This is a genomic window from Fibrella forsythiae (genome assembly GCF_017353175.1).
GTDB lineage: Bacteria > Bacteroidota > Bacteroidia > Cytophagales > Spirosomataceae > Fibrella > Fibrella forsythiae.
The window spans coordinates 489050-510512 of sequence record NZ_JAFMYW010000001.1 but is presented as its reverse complement, the minus strand read 5'-3'; the positions used below and the strand labels follow the sequence as shown (position 1 = coordinate 510512).

The following is a 21463-nucleotide window of genomic DNA, read 5'->3' as shown; positions in this document are numbered from 1 at the left end:
CAAAGGCCTCCCGACGACACGATTGAGTATGGTTGGACAGGTGCCTGAAACTTCCCGCTTTCGGGAGAATGGCACCTGCCTGGTTTATAAGGTGAGTGAAACGCCAACAACGACGCTCTTGGCTGCACTGAACACGTTGCTGGTCGTACCTGCAAAGTTCTGCTGGATGTTTGCTCCTTTCCGCTTCGAGAGAATCAGGAAGTTTTCGCCGCTCACGAACACTTGCGCATTGGCAAATGAGAGTTTGCGGGTGATCGAACTGGGTAGGTCATACGAGAGCGTTACCGTCCGTACGTTCATATAGCTTGCGTCGATAAGCCAGCGATCAGATGCCGCATCAAAGTCAGCCGTACGGCCAGCATCGAGTCTGGGTACGTTGGTGATGTCACCTGGCTTCTGCCAGCGATTCAGAATATCGATACTTTTAGCGCTGCCGTAGCCGCCTGAGCCCATCAGGGCTGCATAGGCACCATCGTAGGTTTTGCCTCCTAACTGGTAAACCAGCAGAGCCGACAGCGATAACCCTTTGTACCGAAATGTGTTGGTGATACCGCCGGTGACCTCCGGGATCGAACTGCCGTTGTACCGGAATCGGGCATTGTTGATGCTGGTAGTCAGCGTATCGCCAGATTCAGTGATGCGTGAGTTGCTGGCAACAAAGTTGGCGGCCCGGTACTGGGCTTCACCTGTTGCCGGGTTTACACCCTGGTATTCCCGCAGCCAGAAATCATAGATCGAACTGCCTACTTTCAACTTTTTGGTGCCGTCGATAATCTCCGGGTTTTCGTCCGGCATTTTCGTGATTTTGTTTTTCAGCCGAGTAGCATTCAGGTCGATGCGCCAGGTGAAATCCTTCGTGCGGATTGGCTCGATGCCCAGTTCAAGTTCAACGCCCCGGTTATACATCGTACCAATGTTGCGGGTAACCGTCGTGATACCTGTTGATAATGGGAGCGGTACGGCAAAGATCAGATTCGACGACTGGCGGTCGAAGTATTCTACCGAACCTGATACCCGGCCTCTGAACAGGCTAAACTCCAGGCCAACATCAAACGCATTGCTTGATTCCCATTCGAGTTGTGAGTTGCCTAAGCTCGATTGCAGGATACCGGCCTCAGATGCATTGTTCCAGCCCAGATTGTAGAGAGGCTGCCAGGCATAGTTGCTGATGCCTGCATCATTGCCCGTTTGCCCGTAAGATGCCCGGAGCTTGAGTGAGTTGATGCTGGGAACGCTGCGAAGAAAATCTTCCTGATCGATACGCCAGGCACCGCTTGCCGAGTAGAACGTACCCCAGCGAACGCCATTGGCAAACTTGCTGGACCCGTCGCGCCGGGCCGAGGCTGAGAGGAAATATTTTTCGTTGTAGTTGTAGTTGATCCGGGAGAGGTAACCTTCTATCCGACGGGTATCATACACCGAACTCAGGTTGGTCGTGGTGGTGAAGTTGATCAACTCGTAGTTGCCATCCAGTATCTGCTGCGACCGCGAGCCATCCAGTTCGTTGGCATCCGAAATGAAGTTTTCGTGTCCAACCAACACATCGAAGTTGTGCTTGCCAATGGATTTGGTATAATTCAGTAACTGGTTCAGGTTATACCCGGAGATATTCTGGAAGTACACATTCGACCGGCCGGCCGGAGCACCATCACCGACTTCCGGATTACCAAAAATAACGCTGTTATAGTTGGTAATGTCGGCTCCGAAGTTTGTGGTGAATTTGAAATCCTTCAGGAACGAAACCTCACCGAAAACCCGGGCACCAATGACATTACGGCGGAAATAGTTCTGGTTGTAGAGCGTCTCTGCTACCGAATGCCGACCACCAAACTGAGGCCGTCCTGGCAGACCCAACGCCGTTAGGTTGCCGTAGTCGAAGCGCCGATCACCGTTCGGAAGGGTCAGGAACTGGCCCGGATTAGCTGGGTCGTACGCGTAAACCGGGTAGATCGGCCCAATATTTCTGGAAAAGAAAAATGGATTGACAAAAGCGGTAGAGGAGCCGGCATCGGCCTGATTGGATTTGGTAACGGCCAACGACAGATTCGCGCCCGTTCTAAACCAGGGTTTGATTTGTGAGTTGATGTTAAGCCTGCCATTAAAGCGCTCATAATCAGATCGGATCAGAAACCCTTTATCATTCAGGTAGCCGAGCGATAAAAAGTAATCTGTTTTGTCATGCCCACCCGAGAAACTGGCGGTTGCTTCTTCCCGATTTCCCTGCCGGGTAATGGGTTTTTCCCAATTGAGATCATCTTCAGAATATAGCAGCTTGGCATTCGGGTTAAACTGACCGTTGACATCAACAAGCTGGTTTCCAGGTACGTCGTATACATTGTAGCCAACCAGACTGAGCAATCGGCTTGTAGCATCGGCATTGGCTGCTGATAGCGATAGCGGGCTCGTTGCACGGTATGCCACGCTGTTCCGGTATGTTTCCCACATCAGCGGGTAGTACTCAGACACGCCAACACGCTCATACTCCTGAAGGCCGCGGCTGTTTGCGCCTTTTGTGTAACGGACCGAAATCTGGTTGCGGTCTTTTTTGCCCTTCTTCGTAGTGACAACAATTACTCCGTTGGCAGCCCGGGCACCGTAAAGCGCAGTAGATGCGGCATCTTTCAAGACCGTAATTGATTCAATATCGTTCGGGCTAATATTGGCAATACTGGCTGTGTAGGGAACACCATCTACAACGTACAATGGGTCATTGGAACTGGAAATAGAGCCAAAGCCACGGATGCGAATCTCAGGTGATGCACCAGGCTGACCGCTTCCTGCCGTTGTTTGAACCCCCGGTGCAGCGCCTGACAATGCACTTGCTAAATTGGTGATAGGACGAGCCGGATTAGGCAGTACCGTTGCTGCCGAGCCAGTAAACGCTTCTCGCTTAGCCGAACCGAATGACGTAATAACAACCTCGTTCAGGTTGGATACGTCTGGCGACAGTTTGATGCTGATTGACGTCTTTGTTCCAACGATCACTTCCTGACTGGCGTAACCAATGAAACTGAAAATCAATCGGGAACTGGCCGATGCGTTAATCTGGTAATTACCACCAGCGTCTGTTACGGCACCGCGTGTTGTTCCTTTTACCTGCACGCTGACCCCCGGCAGGGGCGCGTTGTCATCTGATGAAGTGATTTGGCCCCGAATGGTGATGTCCTGTGCCAGCAGGGGCAACGAGAACAGCATCAATACTAACCAGCTTCCTGTAAAGATTTTTCTCATGAACTTGTTGTGATGAATTGATTTGTTAGGTGAAGCAAAAGACCATGGCCAATTGAAATATTGCCAGATCGACTGAGCAAAAATTCGACTTCTTGGATCTGACCGAATACTAGTATTATTTGGCTTTTCTAATATTGACAGATCAAAAATAATGTTAACTGCATTATAATCAAATTTTAATTCTGTAAATGTCTCATATGTCAAAATAAATAATATATTGTATTATTTTCATTTATATGTTAATTTTAGGAGATTGCTTAATATGATATTAATATAATGTATACACATTAGGTAGTTCGGTCTAACTTCATCGGGGCACAAAAAAAACGCTCTGGTCACCCAGAGCGTTTTCAGATTAAAACAATCAGTAGTTACTGGCGGAATGAGTAGCCAATCCGTTTATAGTTCGGACTTGGCTTATAGTCAGCGCTGGTGCTGTCGATAACCAGAATAATGTTGGCTACTGCAGCGGTTGTGCTGGTAGCTCTACCAACAGAGATAGATACGGCAGCCGTACTTGAATTGGGTGCGAATACTACCGTTCCTCCGTTAGATAAGGTATAACTAGATGGTAGGGCCGTGGTACCGTTGGTTCCCATTTCTGGTGCTACACGCACGGTCAATTCACTGCTACGTTGCCGTCCAAGCAGATTAAGCTGAGCGGTAACCGTGGCTGCCGCTGTTACGCTATTGCCGGTTGAAATCAGCGGATAAGTCCGGCCAACACTGGCAGCATTGACTACGGCTGGTTGAAACTCAACCAGTGGAATTTCAGGATCGAATACCTTATTCAGGTCATTATTGCAGGCGTACAAGCTAATAAGAGCCAGCGCGAATAGCGCAATGGTTGCTATTTTTTTCATTGAATGAGATGATTAAGCAGCTTCGTCAACCTGTGATTAAACAGGTTGACGAAGACAGCGTGGTTAGTAGCCGAAATTCTGCCTGATGCTTACGTTTGTTGACAGTTCGTTCAGTGGAATCGGAGCCAGGATACGGAAGTCCGTATAGGCCAGGCCACCACCTTGTGCTGTTGCTTTTACAACGTCTTTGCCAGTCCGCTTAAGATCAAACCAGCGGTGACCTTCAAAACCAAATTCCAGACGAGCCTGACGGTAGATCTCGTTCAGCAACGCAATACCCGACAATTCAGTGGCTGTGCGGGCAGGAAGACCAGACCGCGTACGGATCACGTTCAGATCAGCCAGTGCATCGGCTGTGTTGCCCAGGAAGTAGTTCGCTTCGGCCCGGTTCAGATACAGTTCTGACACACGAATCACAGGTACGTTATCGAGATTGATCGTGCCATTTTTACCCAGAAACTTAGTTGTTTCAATAAAGGCGGTACCCCGGCCAGCCGTTCCAAGTTCATACAACTGGCGACGGATATCAAGTACTGCTCCGGTCGCGCTTTTCTCTGCTTCTAAATCAGCAATGAAGGCGGTTGTTGGTACCAGATCACCAAAGCCGCCAGTAGTGCCACGATCACCTGGACGAACTAATGTCGTATAGGTTGTCTGCAGCGATGTGTTTACACCGATGTTTTCTGAAGCAACTGCAAACTGAACTTCAAACAGCGACTCGGGCTGTTTAGGTGCACGCCACCCGCCTACATACGATGCATTGTCTGATAATTTGATTGAACCGGCAATGGCAGCTGTAGCATATCTTACAACAGTAGAATAATCCTTGTTGTACAACGCAACCCGAGAGAACAGCGCGTTTGCTGCCTGAACGTTTGCATAGTTTGGAGCCACCGCATACGCATTTGACCGACCCAGGGCCGTGATCGCCGACTGTAAATCGCTGTAGATCTGCTTATACACATCAGCAATAGGTGCCCGGGCTGGAAACGTAATCTTGCTTTGGTCCGACACGCCGGTCAGCAGGATCGGTACACCGCCCTTGTTCTGAGACGCAACTTCGACACCTGGGTCGTACGCATAGATACGCATCAGGTCATGATACATCAGTGCGCGCAGAAAATAAGCCTGTCCCTGGTAGCTATTGCGGCGTGCCGTATCGGCAGCAGCAACGGTTACAGTGCCAGCATTGTCCAGAATAAGGTTTGCCTGGTTAATGGCCAGGTAAGCCGTTAGCCAGGAACCGCCAGACGAGGTAGCCGTGCCAAACGTGTTGTTGGCAACGTTTCTGTTTTCGTTGGCTAGACGGCCCGATTTGTTGGTAAACTGGGCGTTATCACCCAGGGCTTCTGAAACGGCCAACATGTCGCGACCATACAATACGACAGACTGTAATCGGTCGTAAATACCATTGATACCGGCATCAAGCCCTTCGATGGTTTTGAGGGCGGTTTCGGAATCTACTGCTGTCCGGGGCTTCACTTCGAGCAGGCTACTGTCTTTACAGGCAGTAACTCCCAGCAGAATAGTTGTCAGCAGGCTTGCCGACAGAATTAGTTTATGAGTACGCATAGCGTCTAAGATCGGAGTTCTGAATTAAAACGTTATGTTGATACCTGCCTGATACGTTTTCGAGTTTGGCACAAGCCCGCTGTTGCCCGAGCCGAAGTTCAGGAATTCAGGGTCGTAGCTTGTCCAGTTCGTAACGGTGATCAGGTTTGCGCCTTGTACGTAGATACGGGCCTTAGATGCCTTGATCTTCCGGGCAATTGTTGCCGGAATATCGTACGCTAAAGTCACCTGCTTTAACCGCAAATACGAGGCATCTTCCAGGGTGCGAGTTCCACCAATGTTACTTACGCTTTGTGGCTCAACGTTGGCATTGTATGCGCGGGGAACATCCGTGATGTCACCGGGCTTCTGCCACCGACGGTCATAGAACGACTGTAGGGCGTTGAAGTTACGACCCGCGTTTTCTGCCAGGAACGAGGTTTGCGAGTTAAACGACCGCCGACCGTAATCAAACTGGAACAGGAAATCGAGCGACAGACCACCGTAGATAAACGTGTTGTTGAAACCACCGTAGAATTTAGGTAATTCTGTACCAAAGTATTTCTGGTCACGCGGGGTCAGCGGGCGGTAGGTGATGTTGCCTGCGTAATCGTAGAACATGGCCCGGCCCGTAGCAGGGTTTACACCAGCGTAATCAGTCGTGTAAGCAGGCTGCAGTGGGCGACCAAGAATCGCGTTACGGCCAACACCATAGAAATCCGTGTAGCTCAGCAGAACCGTACTATCAGGGTTGTTCAGTTTCACGATGCCTGGATACAGCTTCGTTACTTTGTTCTGGATGCTCGTAATGTTGAACGACGACTTCCACTGGAACTGACCTGCCCGAACGTTTACGGTATTGATTTCAAATTCGATACCCCGGTTCTGCACCTCGCCGGCGTTCCGGGCAATGGTGGTATAACCGCTGGTGAATGGCAGGTTGAACGGCAGGAGCAGGTCTTTACTGGTCCGCTGGAATACGTCAACCGAACCCGTGATGCGGTTTCCTAACAAGCCAAAGTCAAGGCCAAGGTTGATCGTTTCGTTGGTTTCCCACTTCAGATCAGGGTTGGCCAGTTGACTCGGTGCGAAACCGGCAGCTCCGTTATAGTCAAAACCAGGGCTAACCAGACCCAAACCAGGGAAGTTGGCTGCACCGAATGCTGACCCCAGTTGGTCATTACCCGTTGTACCGAATGACGCCCGTAATTTCAGATCGCTAACCGTGCTGTTGCCTTTGAGGAAGCTTTCTTCCGAAATCAACCAGGCACCCGATACCGATGGGAAGAAACCAAACCGGTTGTTGGCACCAAAACGACTTGACCCATCCAGACGACCAATAAAGCTCAGGTCATATTTCCGGTTAAAGTTGTATTTGACATTACCGAATACCGATCCTTTACGATAACCTGTCCAGCTACCACCAATGCTAACGGGCAATGCCGCGGCGTTGGCATACTGAAAATCAGACGTAGGTACGTTCGTGATGTTGGTCGAGAGGTTTTCGTTGATGTCTGACCGATACTCGGCACCCAGCAACACGCTTACATCATGCTTGCCAGCGAAGATCTTGTTGTAGTTCGCCGTAATGTTCGTCAGGAAGTTTTTGTTCTCGTTCAACTGATCCTGAATCCGTCCGCGTACGTTCACTCCATCAGCAGTACGTGGATCAGAGAAGCTATGGCCACGAATTGAGCGGTAATCCATGCTGACAAACGGACGAATCGTCAAATTGTCGTTCACTTTGTAGTTCAGCGCAAGGCTACCCACAAAGCTGTTCTGATTAGCACGAATCGTGTTCAGTTCACTAACCTGAACGATGTTCTGGTTCAGGATACCCGGAATACCACCCAGGGCTGGCGTACCGTAGTATGATCCGTCTGAATTATAGATGGGCACACTGGGTAAAATCAGCGGTGACGAGAAGGCAGCAGCACCCAGGAACGAACCACCATTGGGTGAGCCAAACTGACCACGCGACGTAATCGTGCTCAACTTGAGCGTTTGCTCGATGCTGAGTTTGTTATTGATCTGGTGAGTCAGCGTGGTGTTAATGGTACCGCGCACAAAGTCAATATTGATGATGTTGGCGCTTTGCGTGTAGTACGAACCAGACACGAAGAAACGAGTTTTCTCATTGCCACCGTTCAGGTTCAGCTCGTAGTTGTTGGTCTGGCCTTGCTTGTAAACGGCATCCTGCCAATCATACGTAGGAAGGGCAGCTAGATCAGCGTCACTCAGATTAATTGGTAACCGTAACGTGCTTAATACGTTCGTTAAGGAGTTTACTGGTGTAGTACCGGCGTTTACCAGGTTTTCTGTACGGAGTTTAATCCAGTCCTGCGCATTCAGTACGTTTAGCTTTTTGATCGGGTCAGAAATACCCTTATAGTAGTTGAACGAAATGGCAGTTTTACCAGCCTTACCCCGTTTTGTAGTAACCAGTACAACACCATTTGCCGCCTGTGAACCGTAAATAGACGCCGCTGCGGCATCTTTCAGGATCTCGATGTTTTCGATATCACTAGGGTTCAGGAAGGCAAGCGGGTTGCTGCTCGTAAACGTTGAGTTGTTGGTCGTGTTGATCTGTACACCATCAATAACGTAGAGTGGATCACTACCTGCTGAAATTGAACCGACACCCCGGATACGAATCTGAATGGCACCACCCGGTACCCCGTTGGCCGATGTTACCTGCACACCGGCGGCACGACCGGCCAGCGCTTTATCGAAGCTACCAACGGGCAGGTTGCTGATCTGAGCACCCGTTACCTTGGAAATAGCTCCGGTGAATTCCCGGCGATTTACCGTGCCACCATAGCCTGTCACAACAACCTCATCAAGGCTTTGGGCACCGGCAACCAGTTTCACGTTCACTTCTGTCTGCGTACCAACCGTAATTTCCTGATTAGCATAGCCAATAAAACTATAGACAAGCTTGGCTCCTTTCGGCGCGCTGATCCGGTAACTACCGGTTGCATCTGTTACTGTACCGCGTGTTGTACCTCTTACCTGCACGCTCACACCCGGCAAAACCGAGTCGTCATCGGATGAAGTTACTCGGCCGTTAATTGCTACGTCCTGTGCCAGCGCGGGCAGAGCGAGAAGCAATAGAAGCAGCCAGCTCCCCAATAAAGATTTTCTCATAGAAGTTTGACGATAGAATTAGTTTGTTGAATATGATTAAACGGTAGCAAAATTATTTAATACAACCATAATACAGCGATATTGTTCCAAAAATATTTAACTTTTAGGCCGAATTCTCAAGCAATATCAATTGAACTATACCATGAATCACCAAAGAAAATTTGCAGTATTGGCGTGTTTACTTGTATTTATTACTGTTTCGATAAATTGTGTGTATGCACAGGTAATCCCGATAAAGTCACAAATCGATAAACTGGCTACATCTGTCGAGGGAAAGGTGGTTAAATGGCGGCGCGATTTTCATCAGAATCCGGAGTTAGGGAACCGTGAAACCCGTACGGCTGGCATCATTGCGGCTCATCTGCACGCACTGGGCATCGAAGTACAAACGGGTGTTGGTAAGACGGGGGTCGTGGGCATTCTGAAGGGTGGTAAACCAGGACCCGTGGTGGCCCTTCGTGCCGACATGGACGGGTTGCCGGTTACTGAACGGGTTGACCTGCCTTTCAAATCGATGGTGACCACGGAATACAACAATCAGCAGACGGGCGTTATGCATGCCTGCGGACACGACACCCACGTGGCCATGCTGATGGGTGCGGCCGAAGTGCTGGCGTCGATGAAAAGTGAATTGAAAGGTACCGTGAAGTTTATCTTTCAACCTGCTGAAGAAGGCGCTCCTGTTGGTGAAGAGGGCGGTGCTCAGCTGATGGTGAAAGAGGGGGTGCTGGAAAACCCTAAAGTAGACGCCATTTTCGGGTTGCATATTAACTCTCAAACTGAAGTAGGCACTATCAAATACCGCCCGGGGGCGACCATGGCTGCCGTGGATCAGTACGCGATTAAAATTCGGGGTAAACAAACCCACGGAGCTGCTCCCTGGTCGGGCGTTGACCCGATTGTAACGGGCGCGCAGGTCATCATGGGGCTGCAAACCATTGTTAGCCGAAATGTGGTATTGACGGATAATGCGGCGGTTGTAACGGTAGGTGCTTTCCATAGTGGCATTCGCCAGAACATTATCCCTGAAGAGTCGAATATGATTGGTACGATTCGTACGTTTAGCCCCGAAGCACAGCAACTGGTGCATCGCCGGATCAACGAGATTGCGTCGGGTATTGCAACAAGCGCTGGTGCCAAAGCCGATGTTAAGATCGACATCATGTATCCGGTTACCTATAACGATCCTGCCCTGACCGATAAGATGGTACCCACGCTGGAAGCAATGGCCGGGAAAGACAATATTAAGTTGACCCCTGCCCAGACAGGTGCTGAAGATTTCTCGTTCTACCAGCAAAAAGTGCCGGGCTTCTTCTATTTCCTGGGAGGAATGACCAAAGGCAAAAAGGTGGCCGATGCCGCCCCGCATCATACCCCCGATTTCCAGATTGACGAAAGCTGCTTTACCCTCGGTGTGCGGTCGCTGTGCCACCTGACGGTTGATTACATGGAGCAGAAAAACAAAAAATAGGTGACAGTAAGCAGTGGCTGTTGGCAGGCAGGCGTAGGTACGTTACACCAGCGTATGTCTGCCAGCTACTGCTCGACAATTCGGTTTCTGAGGATTCTTGAAAGCAGACCGGGGAAAAATCGTTTCAGGTAGATGCCAGTCAGCTCGCGACCACCGATGTAGACTTCCTCCCGCTCTTTGGCAACGGCTTTCAGCATTCGACTGACAAAGCGATCGACTGGCATCCCCTCGGCCTGATGCTTGTCTGAACGACCGTAGGCATAACCCGAAGCATCCAGGGCTGATTGGGAAATGGGTGTCTGAATATACCCCGGACAAACGATGGTAACATTCAGACCATCGTTGGCAACCTCGGCGCGCAGCGAGTCGAAAAAGCCGTGAAGGGCATGTTTAGAAGCGCAATACCCTGATCGTTGTCTGACCCCGATCTTTCCCGAAACACTGCTGGTGACAACGAAATGGCCTTTCTTCTGAGCCAGCATAACTGGTAAGGCGGCTTGTGTTAAGGCCACGGCCCCGAAAAAATTCACCTCCATCAACCGGCGGTATACAGCAAAATTCGTTTCCTGAACGAAGCTGCGCTGTGAAATTCCTGCGTTCAGAAAAACATAATCAATCTTCCCGAAGCGAATTAGTACGTCATTCACGCGTTCCGGTATCGATGCTTCATCAGTTACATCGAGCGGCAGAATCAGCAGCTGATCGGCTTCTAGGCCGGTTGCGGTGGCCACACGCTGTAGCTCGTCAATTCGCCGGGCCGAAAGCACCAACCGTGCTCCCTGCCGGGCCAGTTCGATGGCCAGTGCTTCGCCAATCCCCGACGAAGCGCCGGTGATCCAGGCTACTTTATGGTGGAAGGTCATGGAGTAAGTGGTGTCAACTGTCAGGTAACAAGTGTCAGGTGGTATGGCTATTTCACATAAATAGTGGTTTGCAACGTTACTTGAACCGCACTACCTGACAGTGGGCACTTCACGTTTAGTTACCCCACTCAGACGGATTTTTCCGCCAGGCTGATAGGGAGTCAAGCGCATCGGCGGGAATGTAGTTCAGGGTTTGAGCCTCCAGAACCAGCGTGTCGTATTCGCTCAGGCAAACCAGTTTCACACCGGCCTTCTTGAAATTTTCGTCGGCCACACTGAAGCCGTAAGTAAAAATGGCGATCATGCCAATTACGTCTGCACCAGCCTGCCGCAGCGCCTCAACGACTTTCAGCGAGCTTCCTCCGGTCGATATTAAATCCTCAACCACCACGACTTTCTGGGCTGCCGCCAACCTGCCTTCAATCTGATTGCCCATGCCATGCTTTTTAGGCTCGGGGCGAACGTAGCAGTAGGGGAGCCCCAACTCATCGGCTACCAGTGCACCCTGCGGAATGCCGGCAGTGGCTACACCGGCAATTACCTGGGCCTCCGGAAATTGCTCACGAACAGCGTCGGCCAGTTCCTGTTTGATGAAGGTACGTACCTGAGGGTAGGCAAGCGTGACACGGTTGTCACAGTAGATAGGAGATTTCCAGCCTGAACTCCAGGTGAATGGATCGGCAGGACGAAGGCGAACGGCCTGCACATCGAGCAGATGGCGGGCAACGGTTTGGGCTACAGACGACAAAATAGACGGCTTGACTTGATTGAACTGCAAACTTTGCCAAACTTCCCGGCTTTGACAAAAGTAGGTTATCGCAGATGGCGATTTTTTAGCTTGTTGTCACCCTCTTGCGTCACCTCATCCTAGACCTAACCCATCATGTTTAAAGCTCTGTTGCTCCTTACCATATTACCCGTAGCGTCACTGGTTGCCCAGACTTACCCAACCATCGGTGAGGTAGTGCGGCTCGATCCAAGATTTGATCAACTGGTAGCGAAGAATGCAAAAATCGAAGTGCTGGCCTCGGGATTTGTCTGGGCGGAAGGGCCAGTTTGGGTCAAAGGAAGTTCAGTGCCATCTGCGCCCGCCTCAGGTACGTCGGCAACTGGTTATTTACTGTTCTCTGACGTACCTAAAAACACAATTTACCGCTGGACCCCCGCTGATGGTTGTCAGCCATTCCTAACGCCATCGGGCTATACAGGTTTAGGTGTATACAGCGATGAACCTGGTTCAAACGGACTGACGATTGATGCTCAGGGCCGGCTCATCGCCTGCGAGCATGGCGACCGGCGTGTATCGGCCATGCCACTCACGGGGCCGGGGGGCAAAATTACACTGGCCGATCGCTTTCAGGGAAAACGGTTCAACAGCCCAAACGATGTGGTGACACATCCGAATGGCAGTTATTATTTCACCGATCCGCCCTATGGTATGATGGGAAAAGAAAAAGATCCAACGCGCGAAACGCCATTGTTCGGCGTGTACCGAGTTACGGCCACTGGCGAGGTCTCGCTGTTGATTAGTGACTTAGTCCGCCCGAACGGATTGGCCTTTTCTCCAGATTATAAAACGTTGTACGTGGCGCAGTCTGATGATGTACAGCCTATTATCAGGGCGTATCCTGTACTTGAGAATGGGACGGTGGGGGCCGGACGGACTATATTCGATGGCTCTTCTCTGAAAAAGCAAGGGTTAAAAGGAGCACCAGATGGCCTGAAAGTGGATAAACAGGGGAACCTCTGGGCAACAGGCCCTGGTGGTGTTCTGGTCATTGCGCCCGATGCCAAAGGCGGTCTGGGTACGTTGCTTGGCAGAATTGATATTGGCGAAGCAACTGCCAACTGCGGCTGGGGCGATGATGGACATACGCTATTCATTACCGCCGATATGTATCTGTGCCGAATTAAGGTGCTGGCTACCGGACCTGGTTTTTGATGAGATCGTTGCGCCCTGTAACGAAAAAATTGACAGTATTGCCTGATTTAACTGGACTTATTTCAGTGAAACAATTGCTTAAGTCCTGTCCGAAAAATAAACTACAAAAACTTGCATCCTGCCCTGCGGCCTGATCGCTACTAACTTCGTAGATTTGTAGTAACGTTCGAAAACCGTAATTCGAACCCGTTTATGAGCGTCTCTCAGGAGTTGAGAACCAATGATTGAAAACCGGAAGTTTATTATTATCGGCGTCTTCTGCTTAGTGGGCCTGATTTACGCCGCCCGCCTGTTCTACCTGCAAATTCTGGACGACAGCTACTCCCTTGAATCGTCCAGCAATTCCATTAAGCGTGTTATTGAGATTCCCTATCGCGGTCAGATATATGACCGGAACGAGAAGTTAATGGTCTATAACACACCTGTTTACGATCTGTACGTTACGCCTAAACGGGTGAAAATTCCCGATACACTGGCGTTTTGCCGGATGATGGATGTCACTCGCCAGGAATTTGATAGTATCATGGATCTGGCGAAAACGTATTCACCCGTCAAGCCGTCGGTATTTTTGCGTCAGCTTTCGAAAGAAGACTACGCGCGCATTCAGGACGCACTGGTCGATTATCGTGGCTTCGAGCCGGTGATGAGTTCGATGCGAACCTACCCGGCTCATACCATGGCCAATGCACTTGGGTACGTATCGGAGATTAGTAAAAAGAAACTGGAAAACCAGGAGACTCCCTACTATCGGCAGGGCGACTACGTAGGCCATAACGGCCTTGAAGAGCAATATGAAGTGGAATTGCGTGGCCGTCGCGGCATTAAGTATGTGATGCAGAATGTTCGCGGTGTTGCCAAAGGCTCGTTTAAAGGTGGCGAATTTGATACGGCTGCTGTGGCTGGAAAAAACCTCTATACGGGTATTGATGTAGAGGTGCAGCAATATGCCGACAGCCTGATGCAGAATAAGGTTGGTTCTATTCTGGCGATCGACCCCAGCACGGGCGAAATCCTGGTGTCGGTGTCGGCCCCCACGTATGATCCCAACCAGCTCTCGTCGCGCTTTTTTTCCAAGAATTACCGAAAGCTGATCAAGAATCCCTATAAACCTTTGATCAACAGGCCCATTATGGCCAGTTACCGTCCCGGGTCGACCTTCAAGTTGATTCAGGCATTGATTGCCCAACAGCAGGGATCATTGTTTACCAATACCGTTTACGGCCATGGTGGTTCGCCAATGCGTTGCCACTGTCATGGGGGGAACAACCTGCGCGGTGCGGTGCGGTTTTCGTGCAACCCGTACTTCTATCAGGTGTTCAGAAAATACATTTACCATAATGGCAACCCCAATACCTTTAAAGCGTCGGCAGTGGGCTTGCAGGAATGGCACGATCACGCCATGAAGTTTGGCATTGGCCAAAAGCTGGGAGTTGATCTGCCCAGTGAACTACGCGGGAATTTGCCATCAGTTGAGACCTATAACCGTCTGTATAAAAGCGAGTTGAGCTGGAAATTTTCAAACATTTACTCGCTAAGTATTGGGGAAGGTGAATTGCTTATCAGCCCGTTAAAACTGGCCAATCTGGCCGCTACGTTAGCTAATAGAGGCTGGTATATCCCTCCGCATTATGTGAAGGGAATTGGCAAAATCGGCGAGGGAATTCCGGCTGCTTTCAAAGAGAAGCACTACACCGACATCGACCCCAAGTACTTTGTGCCTGTTATCGAAGGTATGCGGATGGCAGTAATGGCTGGCACGGTGAAGCGGGATGCTGATATTCCCGGAATCGAGTTGTGCGGAAAGACAGGTACGTCGCAAAATGCCAAATTTGGCCATGCTCATGACCACTCTATTTTCATTGGCTTCGCACCGATGAACAATCCGAAAATTGCGATCGCGGTTTTCGTAGAGAATGCGGGTTGGGGAGGCGTAGCGGCTGCATCGGCGGCGGCGCTGGTGGCTGAGCGTTATCTGAAACGCAAGAATGAAGCGCAGGGCCTGAAATTGCAGGAATGGTTAATGAAGCAGAATTATATGCCACCACTGTCAATGCTTCCCAAACCACGCACACCCAAAAAGCCAGATTCAACGGCTAAACAGCCAGTTGTGAAAGACACCATCCGCAAACCGCGACCGATGATGACGCACAATGATGGTGCCTCCAGGAGTACTGTAGGCGGAAACTAAGGATACAGGTAGCGGTAGCAGCAGGTTAGGGTTGCCACTGTCAGAGACTACAGGCCAGCAACGTGCTGCCTGCTGCTACCGCTATCTGCTCATTATACGAATTATGGCACGTAACGCCGAATTGACCCGAAATATTGATACCATTACGCTACTGCTGTATATCAGTTGTGTGCTGATGGGCTGGCTGAACGTTTATGCCGCGGTGTATAGCCCGGAAGACCAAACAAGTTTGTTCGATTTCTCGACAAACGCTGGTAAGCAGCTGATCTGGATCGGTACATCTGTATTGCTCATTATCTGTGTGCTGGTTATCGATCACAAATTCTACGACACGTTCGCTTTTGTCTTTTACCTGTTCATGATTGCCATGCTGCTGCTGGTCATGGTAGCCGGTACAAACATCAATGGGTCACGGTCGTGGTTTAAAATCGGGTCATTCACACTGCAACCGGCCGAGTTTGCCAAGCTGGCCACCAGTCTGGCGCTGGCCAAATACCTCGATCAGCCGGGCATTAACCTGACAAAACAGAAGGATTTACTCTGGATTGGTGGTATCATTGGCCTACCCGCGTTATTGATCATTTTATCTAACGAAACAGGCTCGATGCTCGTCTTCGCGTCGTTTGTTATCATGTTATACAGGGAAGGGCTCCCCGGCTGGATCCCGCTGACAGGCATAACGCTGGCGGCATTGCTGATCCTGGCACTGGTTGTTCCCCCGCTCTATCTTTTCGCCGGAATTGCGGTCTTGTGCGGCATCGTGATTTTGTTGCTGCCCCGCTACAACCGGACCGCCCGCAGTATGATCGGAATCGGGCTGGTTGGTGTGGCCATGATGATAACTGCAACCGGGGTTGATTTCTTCGTGAATAAGGTATTACAACCGCACCAGCGAAATCGTATCAAAGTATTGATCGACCCAAACGTTGATCCATTAGGAGTGGGCTGGAACGTGACGCAGGCTAAGATTGCGATCGGGTCGGGTCGGCTCGACGGTAAGGGCTTTCTGGAAGGTACACAGACCAAATTTGACTTTGTACCCGAACAGAGTACCGATTTTATCTTTTGTACGATTGGCGAGGAACACGGCTTTTTCGGATCCCTGATCGTCATTGTCCTGTTTATTGCGCTGGTAAGCCGAATTGTGATTCTGGCCGAAAAACAGCGTAGCAAATTCGCCAGGGTGTACGGCTATTGCGTGGCGGGGATCATTTTCTTCCACGTACTCGTAAACATTGGCATGACTATCGGACTAATGCCGGTTATTGGTATCCCGCTGCCGTATTTCAGCTATGGAGGGTCCTCGCTCTGGTCATTTACGCTCCTGCTCTTTGTTTTCCTGAAGCTGGATTCACGGCGGACAAACTCGCTGTTTAACTGACCGATTGGATCCGCTCGGCCTGCAGGTCGCGCAGACAGCTGACGCAGAGGCAGGTGTATTCGCCAAAAGTTAGTTCTGTGTATTCCCGAATGTAGGCCAGGTCGGCAGGGGACAGATCCAGCCACATGCAATCGCATTTCAGCACCGAGTTGACGCCGCAGGTGAACAGATTGCCGCAACGCGGACAACTATCAGTGGCATGTTTGCTGGTGTCAATCATTTGTTGGGCAACAGATCAGCGAAGAAGTAGGTCGAGGTACGTTCCTGACCCTCGGCATCAGTGAAGGTGTAGGTACGTTCAACAACCTCCCCAACCGTAATGTCGATCTGACTACTAAAGTACGGCGCATCGAAAACGAAGGTGTGAAACTCCCCATTCTCGCCGCACGGGTCAACCCCGGCGGGAAGGTCGGCAACAAACTGACGGTCAAGCACCCGACCACAAAACGACCGATCGAGGTGTTGGCCGTTTACCGCCACTACGATCGTCTGAAAACCCGCCGCCCAGAATTCATCAAGCAAGGCCAGCGATGGTACCTTCCAGAGTGGGAAAACGCCTGTGAGGCCGGTAATGGCCAGTTGTTCTTCACGCCAGCGTCGTAAGTCTTCCAGAAAAATATCGCCGAAGACACTGTGTGTCACACCAGCAGCCACCAACGGGCGAAGGGTGTTATCCATCGTGGCCTGATACAACTCCATGCTGGCTGTTTCAGGTAGGCGAACTGTCGTTAACGGCAGGCCCAGTCGCTCGGCCTGCGCTTCGATCAATTCTTCGCGTACGCCGTGCATCGACACCCGGCCGAAGGCTCCGTTGATGGTTGTGAGCAGGTGTTGAACAGCAAACTGGCCCTGCTGCCGAATACGGTGCAGGGCCAGTGCCGAATCTTTCCCACCCGACCAGTTGACGAGTGTTTGCATGAGAGGAATTGGAGTGACTGGGTAGGTTAATTATTGAGTAGTAACTATAGAGTTAATCAACCATCCTACTTAAAATAAAAATCACTTGGAGCAATTTCTACACGAACTGAGTCAATCAACTGACCTGTTGGCTGGTAACGAAATACGTATCCTGCTTGCTTGTAGCTGGGAGAGAAACCAGCGTACAATACGTTAGCAGATGGATCGAGACCAAGACCTGAGAATAGACGATTCACAGTGGGTGTTGCAGTTGAGATTGTTGCATCGGTGATATTGAAACGATACATTTCACCTTTTTGATTGAAATTATCGGCCTGATCGTAGAATGTATACATAAAATAGAACGACCTTTTGTCTGCTGAGGCAGTGAGGTTGCTAGGACTCTTACGAGTATCGGTACCTACGAGAATCGTCGCTTCTATTGTCTTGCTGGTAGGATCGATACGAACAACGTTTTTGCCTGAAAAGCCCCACAGCTTGTTGTTTGCATCTGGCAACAGCTTGCTAATACTTGAAGCCACTGATAAACTAGTTTTTATGGCGTCAGTCTGTGTGTCCATGATTTGAACCAGTTTGTCACCTCCTACACCGCCAATATAGGCTTCGTTGCCAACAATTGTGATTCCTTCTGCACCTCTCTGAACTGGTATCTTTTTAGTCACTGTGTTTGTTGTCAAGTCAATAACAGCTACGTACCCGGCAGCACCGTAGAAGTTAGTGCCGCCTGTCGTCCCCCAACAGGTTACATATACTTTCGTATCATTAATGCGAGCGGCATAACGGGGATTTTCGATGTCGGGAGATGCCAGTGTTTTCACTGATTTCAGAGAGTCGGTGGTAACAATCTCCACCTTGTCTAAACCCGTTGACGAATTATCGACTAAGATGAGTCCACGATTCCCAGCTTCAACATATCCCCGTACTCCCCCCGTCAATGGCCTACGGTTACGTGTCTGAAACAAATCTGTTTCGGCCGTTTTGCCATTCCGTGTCATCCAAGAAAGCGACCCATTATTGTCTAAAAAATTGCCAGCGTTCAATACAAATATACCGTTGGTATAGGGGCCAGTTGGTGTTGGATCGGTGTTGCTGTTACAGGCTGTGAGAAGGGTAGCTACTGTGAAGGCGGCTGCGCTTGCGCTTAACAGGCGGGAGCTAATTGATTGTTTCATTTCTACTGTTGATCAGGTTTTGTATTCGCCGTGAAAACAAGGGTTAACGCCACGCTTCGGCCCGGCATGACGTTATTTTTTACATTCAGGTAAAACTCATTGAATAGATTATCGACCTGTACCACGGCTTTCCCTTGCCAGCCACGTACACGAATAGCGGTTTCGAAAAGAAGGTTAACCAATTGATATTCAGGTAGATATTTGCTATTGTCGAAAGTAGAGGCGCGGCGATCACTGCCCTGCCAGGTAAGAGCCAGCCGGTGTAGACCCTGTTGTACGAAGACATTTGCTGAAGCGGTGTGGAGCGGCAGATAGATCAGTTGCTTGCCCACTACGTCAATGGCCGACGGATCATACACGCGCAGTTGCGTAGACCGGGTGTAGGCGTACTGTCCAAACGCACCAACGCGCCACGTACCCAGTTGCCAGGCTGTTTGCCCCTGTACTTCCACGCCACGCGCCAGCACTTCCTGTAAATTTTCGACCCGGTACCCTTTGGCGGGGTTCCAGTACGTCCAGTCATCTACATGGTTGCGGAAGGCACTCACGCTGAGCGATGTTGACCGCCCAGGTACGTTATCGGAAAGATTCAGGCCCAGATCCTGCGAAAAACCGCGTTCGGGCCGGATATCGGGGTTGCCCAGCGTTTTCCAGTAGCGTTCGTTTAGCGTGGGCACCCGGTAGGAGCGTGCTACATTCCCCCGTCCATCGAGCCGCCAGGTGCCCAGATTAAGCAGCCGGTATTCGATGCCGAATGAGGGTGTAAAGGGTGGGTCGTAGCGGGTTACAAACGCTTGCCGAAGGTTGAGTGCCGTAACCAGGCGAGCGGTAAGCTGGTAGCGAATCAGCGCGTATAAATCGGCCCGCTGCTCGGTTAGCGCCCCATTGACATAGCCATCTACCCGAGCTGTATAATGAACCCATTCGGCCCCGGCTCTGATGCTTATTGATTGCCCCGACGTACCCAGCGATTGTTCCAGTTCATGTTCAGCCCGAACGAGTAACCGGTCGGTCGCTGAATGGCTGGGAGCTGTGTCGAAATCATCGCCTTTACCATAATCGAGGATATCGCGGATGAAGCCCGCCCGCAGTAATGTCCGGCCCGACAGCCACCTGCCCGGCTTGCTTTCACCAAATTCGTAGTTTGTCAGGAAGCGATAAGCCTGGGTACGTGTAATTTCACGACTGACCGGATTCGCTGGGGCGATGACAAGCTTATTGTCTGTTAGCCAGATGTTTAGTGAAAGTTGATGCTGTTGTTTTGTACGATAAAACAGATCCTGGATTACGCCCCGTTGCGCTGTCTCTGATGGCTCTACCAAATAGCCTTTTCGTTCGCTATAGGTTGGGAGGTAGCGGTTAGTACCCCCATAGACCAGCGTTTTCCCGGCCAACTGCCCTCCACCCGGAAGGGGAGTAGCAAACCGGACACCGACTTGCGTTTGCCCTGAATTCCAGCTGCCAAATCGGTGTCCCAGGGTGGCTGTTATACCCTGCCGTTTCCAGCCGGGTGTGCTATTGAGCAAAATACTACCGCCTATGGCGTCGCTCCCGACACACGAAGCAGCCGAGCCGTATTGAATGCTGAGTTGATCGAAACCGTTGACAGGGATGGTAGAAAAATCGGTTTGACCAAGTGTTGGCGGGTTGATGTTTACGCCATTCCAAAGTACAGCCGTGTGGTTGGCCGACGTGCCACGCAGGCCAACAGTAGTGAGTTGACCCGGTCCGTAGCTCTTAAACTGCATGGGTGCCTGTAGTGCCAGAAAATCGGCCAGGGTCTGGTAGCGATAGGCTTCGGTCAGCGCCGAATCAGCGCGCTGTATTTTTAGACCCGCCATGAACCGCTCGGGCGCAAAGCCACGAACCGTCACCGTCTGTAACTGACGTACCGACGAGGAGTCCTGCGCATGGGATATGCCTAACGCGCTGAACCACAGCAATACAGCTGTGAAACGAAAAGTCATTACTAGTACATCAACAACGACCCTCCAGCGAATGGGTCTGGGTATTCGGGCGGTAGGTGGCACATCCTCCGTGTGGCCCCTGCAGCAGCGAATTACGGGTAGGTCTCCTGGCTTCGCTCACCGATTGGCACCTTCCCGGACTGAGATAGTCTAGTGGTGATGAAGATCAATCGGCCTGATACTGAGCGTTACAGTTGCGGGGACAGCCCCGGATTAGTCAACAAATGACGTCACCGATGTTCCCTATTAAGCCGTCGGGCCAGCGCAGAGACTGGCATTGGGCACCCGTAATCTGGTGCAAAAGTAGCTCTTTTATTTTATCAGTCAGACTGAATCCGGCCGTTTTGGGAGAAAAACCTACTTAGTCCTCCGGGTAGGGGATATAAATGAAGCCCGTGAATTCGCCGATGACGACGAACAGACAACAGAACTCGTCGGGGTTCTTGTAGTGCTCCTGCCACAGTTCATACGAGTCTTCGCCGATAAGTTCGCGTTGAACAAACTCATCAAAAAAGGAAGCCTTATAGGTGAACGAGTTGCCCAGATCTCCTTCTGCGTAAAGGAGTTGGCCTACAGGAATATCTTTTTTAGAGGCGACAAAAACCGGATAGTCGGAGAAGCCGCGCTTGCGAATCTGATACGACGCTTCTTTTAATTGATCGGCAACCTTCACAAAGTCGGCCGATACAATGCCCATCAATTTCTTATTCAGATCGGGCGAGTTCGCATCGTCCATCAGGACATTCTCGTTACTATTATTGATCATATT

15 protein-coding genes and 1 riboswitch are annotated in these 21463 nt (G+C 50.6%); of the genes, 4 read left to right on the top strand and 11 right to left on the bottom strand.

Annotated features, from left to right (window positions below; genetic code table 11):
* Positions 1-84: 84 nt before the first annotated feature.
* The 4 genes from J2I46_RS02550 to J2I46_RS02535 form a co-directional block, all read right to left on the bottom strand.
* On the bottom strand, positions 85-3231 hold the full coding sequence (locus tag J2I46_RS02550; RefSeq protein ID WP_207327355.1) for a SusC/RagA family TonB-linked outer membrane protein: 3147 nt from the start codon (positions 3229-3231) through the stop codon (positions 85-87).
* A gap of 371 nt (positions 3232-3602) precedes the next feature.
* Entirely contained in the window at positions 3603-4094 is a 492-nt protein-coding gene (locus J2I46_RS02545) for a hypothetical protein (protein ID WP_207327354.1), read from the bottom strand.
* A 63-nt stretch (positions 4095-4157) separates the two neighbouring features.
* Positions 4158-5666, bottom strand: a complete 1509-nt coding sequence (locus J2I46_RS02540; RefSeq protein WP_207327353.1) for a RagB/SusD family nutrient uptake outer membrane protein — start codon at positions 5664-5666, stop codon at positions 4158-4160.
* A 24-nt stretch (positions 5667-5690) separates the two neighbouring features.
* Positions 5691-8792: a SusC/RagA family TonB-linked outer membrane protein gene (locus J2I46_RS02535; protein ID WP_207327352.1), complete on the bottom strand. Its 3102-nt coding sequence runs from the start codon at positions 8790-8792 to the stop codon at positions 5691-5693.
* 211 nt (positions 8793-9003) lie between these two features.
* Between J2I46_RS02535 and J2I46_RS02530 the strand changes: the two genes are divergently transcribed.
* Entirely contained in the window at positions 9004-10263 is a 1260-nt protein-coding gene (locus J2I46_RS02530; RefSeq protein ID WP_374758072.1) for an amidohydrolase, read from the top strand.
* 65 nt (positions 10264-10328) lie between these two features.
* Here J2I46_RS02530 and J2I46_RS02525 read toward each other — a convergent pair whose 3' ends face one another.
* Both J2I46_RS02525 and pyrE read right to left on the bottom strand, forming a co-directional pair.
* Positions 10329-11126, bottom strand: a complete 798-nt coding sequence (locus J2I46_RS02525; protein WP_207327350.1) for an SDR family oxidoreductase — start codon at positions 11124-11126, stop codon at positions 10329-10331.
* Between the two features lie 115 nt (positions 11127-11241).
* Complete coding sequence (gene pyrE / locus J2I46_RS02520; RefSeq protein ID WP_229379456.1) at positions 11242-11874, bottom strand: orotate phosphoribosyltransferase; 633 nt, start codon at positions 11872-11874, stop codon at positions 11242-11244.
* 135 nt (positions 11875-12009) lie between these two features.
* On the opposite strand from pyrE, the gene J2I46_RS02515 reads away from it, so the two are divergent.
* The 3 genes from J2I46_RS02515 (at position 12010) to rodA (ending at position 16637) form a co-directional block, all read left to right on the top strand.
* Positions 12010-13068 (top strand): SMP-30/gluconolactonase/LRE family protein, encoded by a 1059-nt coding sequence (locus J2I46_RS02515; protein WP_207327349.1) that lies wholly within the window; start codon positions 12010-12012, stop codon positions 13066-13068.
* A gap of 220 nt (positions 13069-13288) precedes the next feature.
* Positions 13289-15256, top strand: a complete 1968-nt coding sequence (locus J2I46_RS02510; protein ID WP_207327348.1) for a peptidoglycan D,D-transpeptidase FtsI family protein — start codon at positions 13289-13291, stop codon at positions 15254-15256.
* A 103-nt stretch (positions 15257-15359) separates the two neighbouring features.
* Positions 15360-16637, top strand: a complete 1278-nt coding sequence (gene rodA / locus J2I46_RS02505; protein ID WP_207327347.1) for a rod shape-determining protein RodA — start codon at positions 15360-15362, stop codon at positions 16635-16637.
* Here rodA and J2I46_RS02500 read toward each other — a convergent pair.
* The 5 genes from J2I46_RS02500 to J2I46_RS02480 form a co-directional block, all read right to left on the bottom strand.
* Complete coding sequence (locus tag J2I46_RS02500) at positions 16630-16857, bottom strand: cysteine-rich CWC family protein (protein ID WP_207327346.1); 228 nt, start codon at positions 16855-16857, stop codon at positions 16630-16632. The two genes, rodA and J2I46_RS02500, sit on opposite strands and share 8 nt — an antisense overlap.
* The gene (locus J2I46_RS02495; protein ID WP_207327345.1) at positions 16854-17555 is read right to left on the bottom strand and encodes a Dph6-related ATP pyrophosphatase; all 702 of its coding nucleotides are present in this window, start codon (positions 17553-17555) and stop codon (positions 16854-16856) included. The genes J2I46_RS02500 and J2I46_RS02495 overlap by 4 nt, the downstream gene beginning before the upstream one ends.
* Positions 17556-17620: 65 nt before the next feature.
* Positions 17621-18727, bottom strand: coding sequence for a DUF5074 domain-containing protein (locus tag J2I46_RS02490; RefSeq protein WP_229379453.1), 1107 nt, complete (start codon positions 18725-18727; stop codon positions 17621-17623).
* A 2-nt stretch (positions 18728-18729) separates the two neighbouring features.
* On the bottom strand, positions 18730-20694 hold the full coding sequence (locus J2I46_RS02485; protein WP_207327344.1) for a TonB-dependent receptor plug domain-containing protein: 1965 nt from the start codon (positions 20692-20694) through the stop codon (positions 18730-18732).
* Positions 20695-20774: 80 nt separating this feature from the next.
* Positions 20775-20998: riboswitch (cobalamin riboswitch) on the bottom strand.
* 57 nt (positions 20999-21055) lie between these two features.
* Positions 21056-21460, bottom strand: coding sequence for a hypothetical protein (locus J2I46_RS02480; protein ID WP_207327343.1), 405 nt, complete (start codon positions 21458-21460; stop codon positions 21056-21058).
* Positions 21461-21463: the final 3 nt, after the last annotated feature.

Excerpts from the sequence above, each read along its gene's own strand:
- J2I46_RS02550 (WP_207327355.1), bottom strand. The coding sequence starts at position 3,231 with ATGAGAAAAATCTTTACAGGAAGCTGGTTAGTATTGATGCTGTTCTCG.
- J2I46_RS02545 (WP_207327354.1), bottom strand. The coding sequence starts at position 4,094 with ATGAAAAAAATAGCAACCATTGCGCTATTCGCGCTGGCTCTTATTAGC.
- J2I46_RS02540 (WP_207327353.1), bottom strand. The coding sequence starts at position 5,666 with ATGCGTACTCATAAACTAATTCTGTCGGCAAGCCTGCTGACAACTATT.
- J2I46_RS02535 (WP_207327352.1), bottom strand. The coding sequence starts at position 8,792 with ATGAGAAAATCTTTATTGGGGAGCTGGCTGCTTCTATTGCTTCTCGCT.
- J2I46_RS02525 (WP_207327350.1), bottom strand. The coding sequence starts at position 11,126 with ATGACCTTCCACCATAAAGTAGCCTGGATCACCGGCGCTTCGTCGGGG.
- J2I46_RS02515 (WP_207327349.1), top strand. The coding sequence starts at position 12,010 with ATGTTTAAAGCTCTGTTGCTCCTTACCATATTACCCGTAGCGTCACTG.
- J2I46_RS02510 (WP_207327348.1), top strand. The coding sequence starts at position 13,289 with ATGATTGAAAACCGGAAGTTTATTATTATCGGCGTCTTCTGCTTAGTG.
- rodA (WP_207327347.1), top strand. The coding sequence starts at position 15,360 with ATGGCACGTAACGCCGAATTGACCCGAAATATTGATACCATTACGCTA.
- J2I46_RS02500 (WP_207327346.1), bottom strand. The coding sequence starts at position 16,857 with ATGATTGACACCAGCAAACATGCCACTGATAGTTGTCCGCGTTGCGGC.
- J2I46_RS02495 (WP_207327345.1), bottom strand. The coding sequence starts at position 17,555 with ATGCAAACACTCGTCAACTGGTCGGGTGGGAAAGATTCGGCACTGGCC.
- J2I46_RS02490 (WP_229379453.1), bottom strand. The coding sequence starts at position 18,727 with ATGAAACAATCAATTAGCTCCCGCCTGTTAAGCGCAAGCGCAGCCGCC.
- J2I46_RS02485 (WP_207327344.1), bottom strand. The coding sequence starts at position 20,694 with ATGACTTTTCGTTTCACAGCTGTATTGCTGTGGTTCAGCGCGTTAGGC.
- J2I46_RS02480 (WP_207327343.1), bottom strand. The coding sequence starts at position 21,460 with ATGATCAATAATAGTAACGAGAATGTCCTGATGGACGATGCGAACTCG.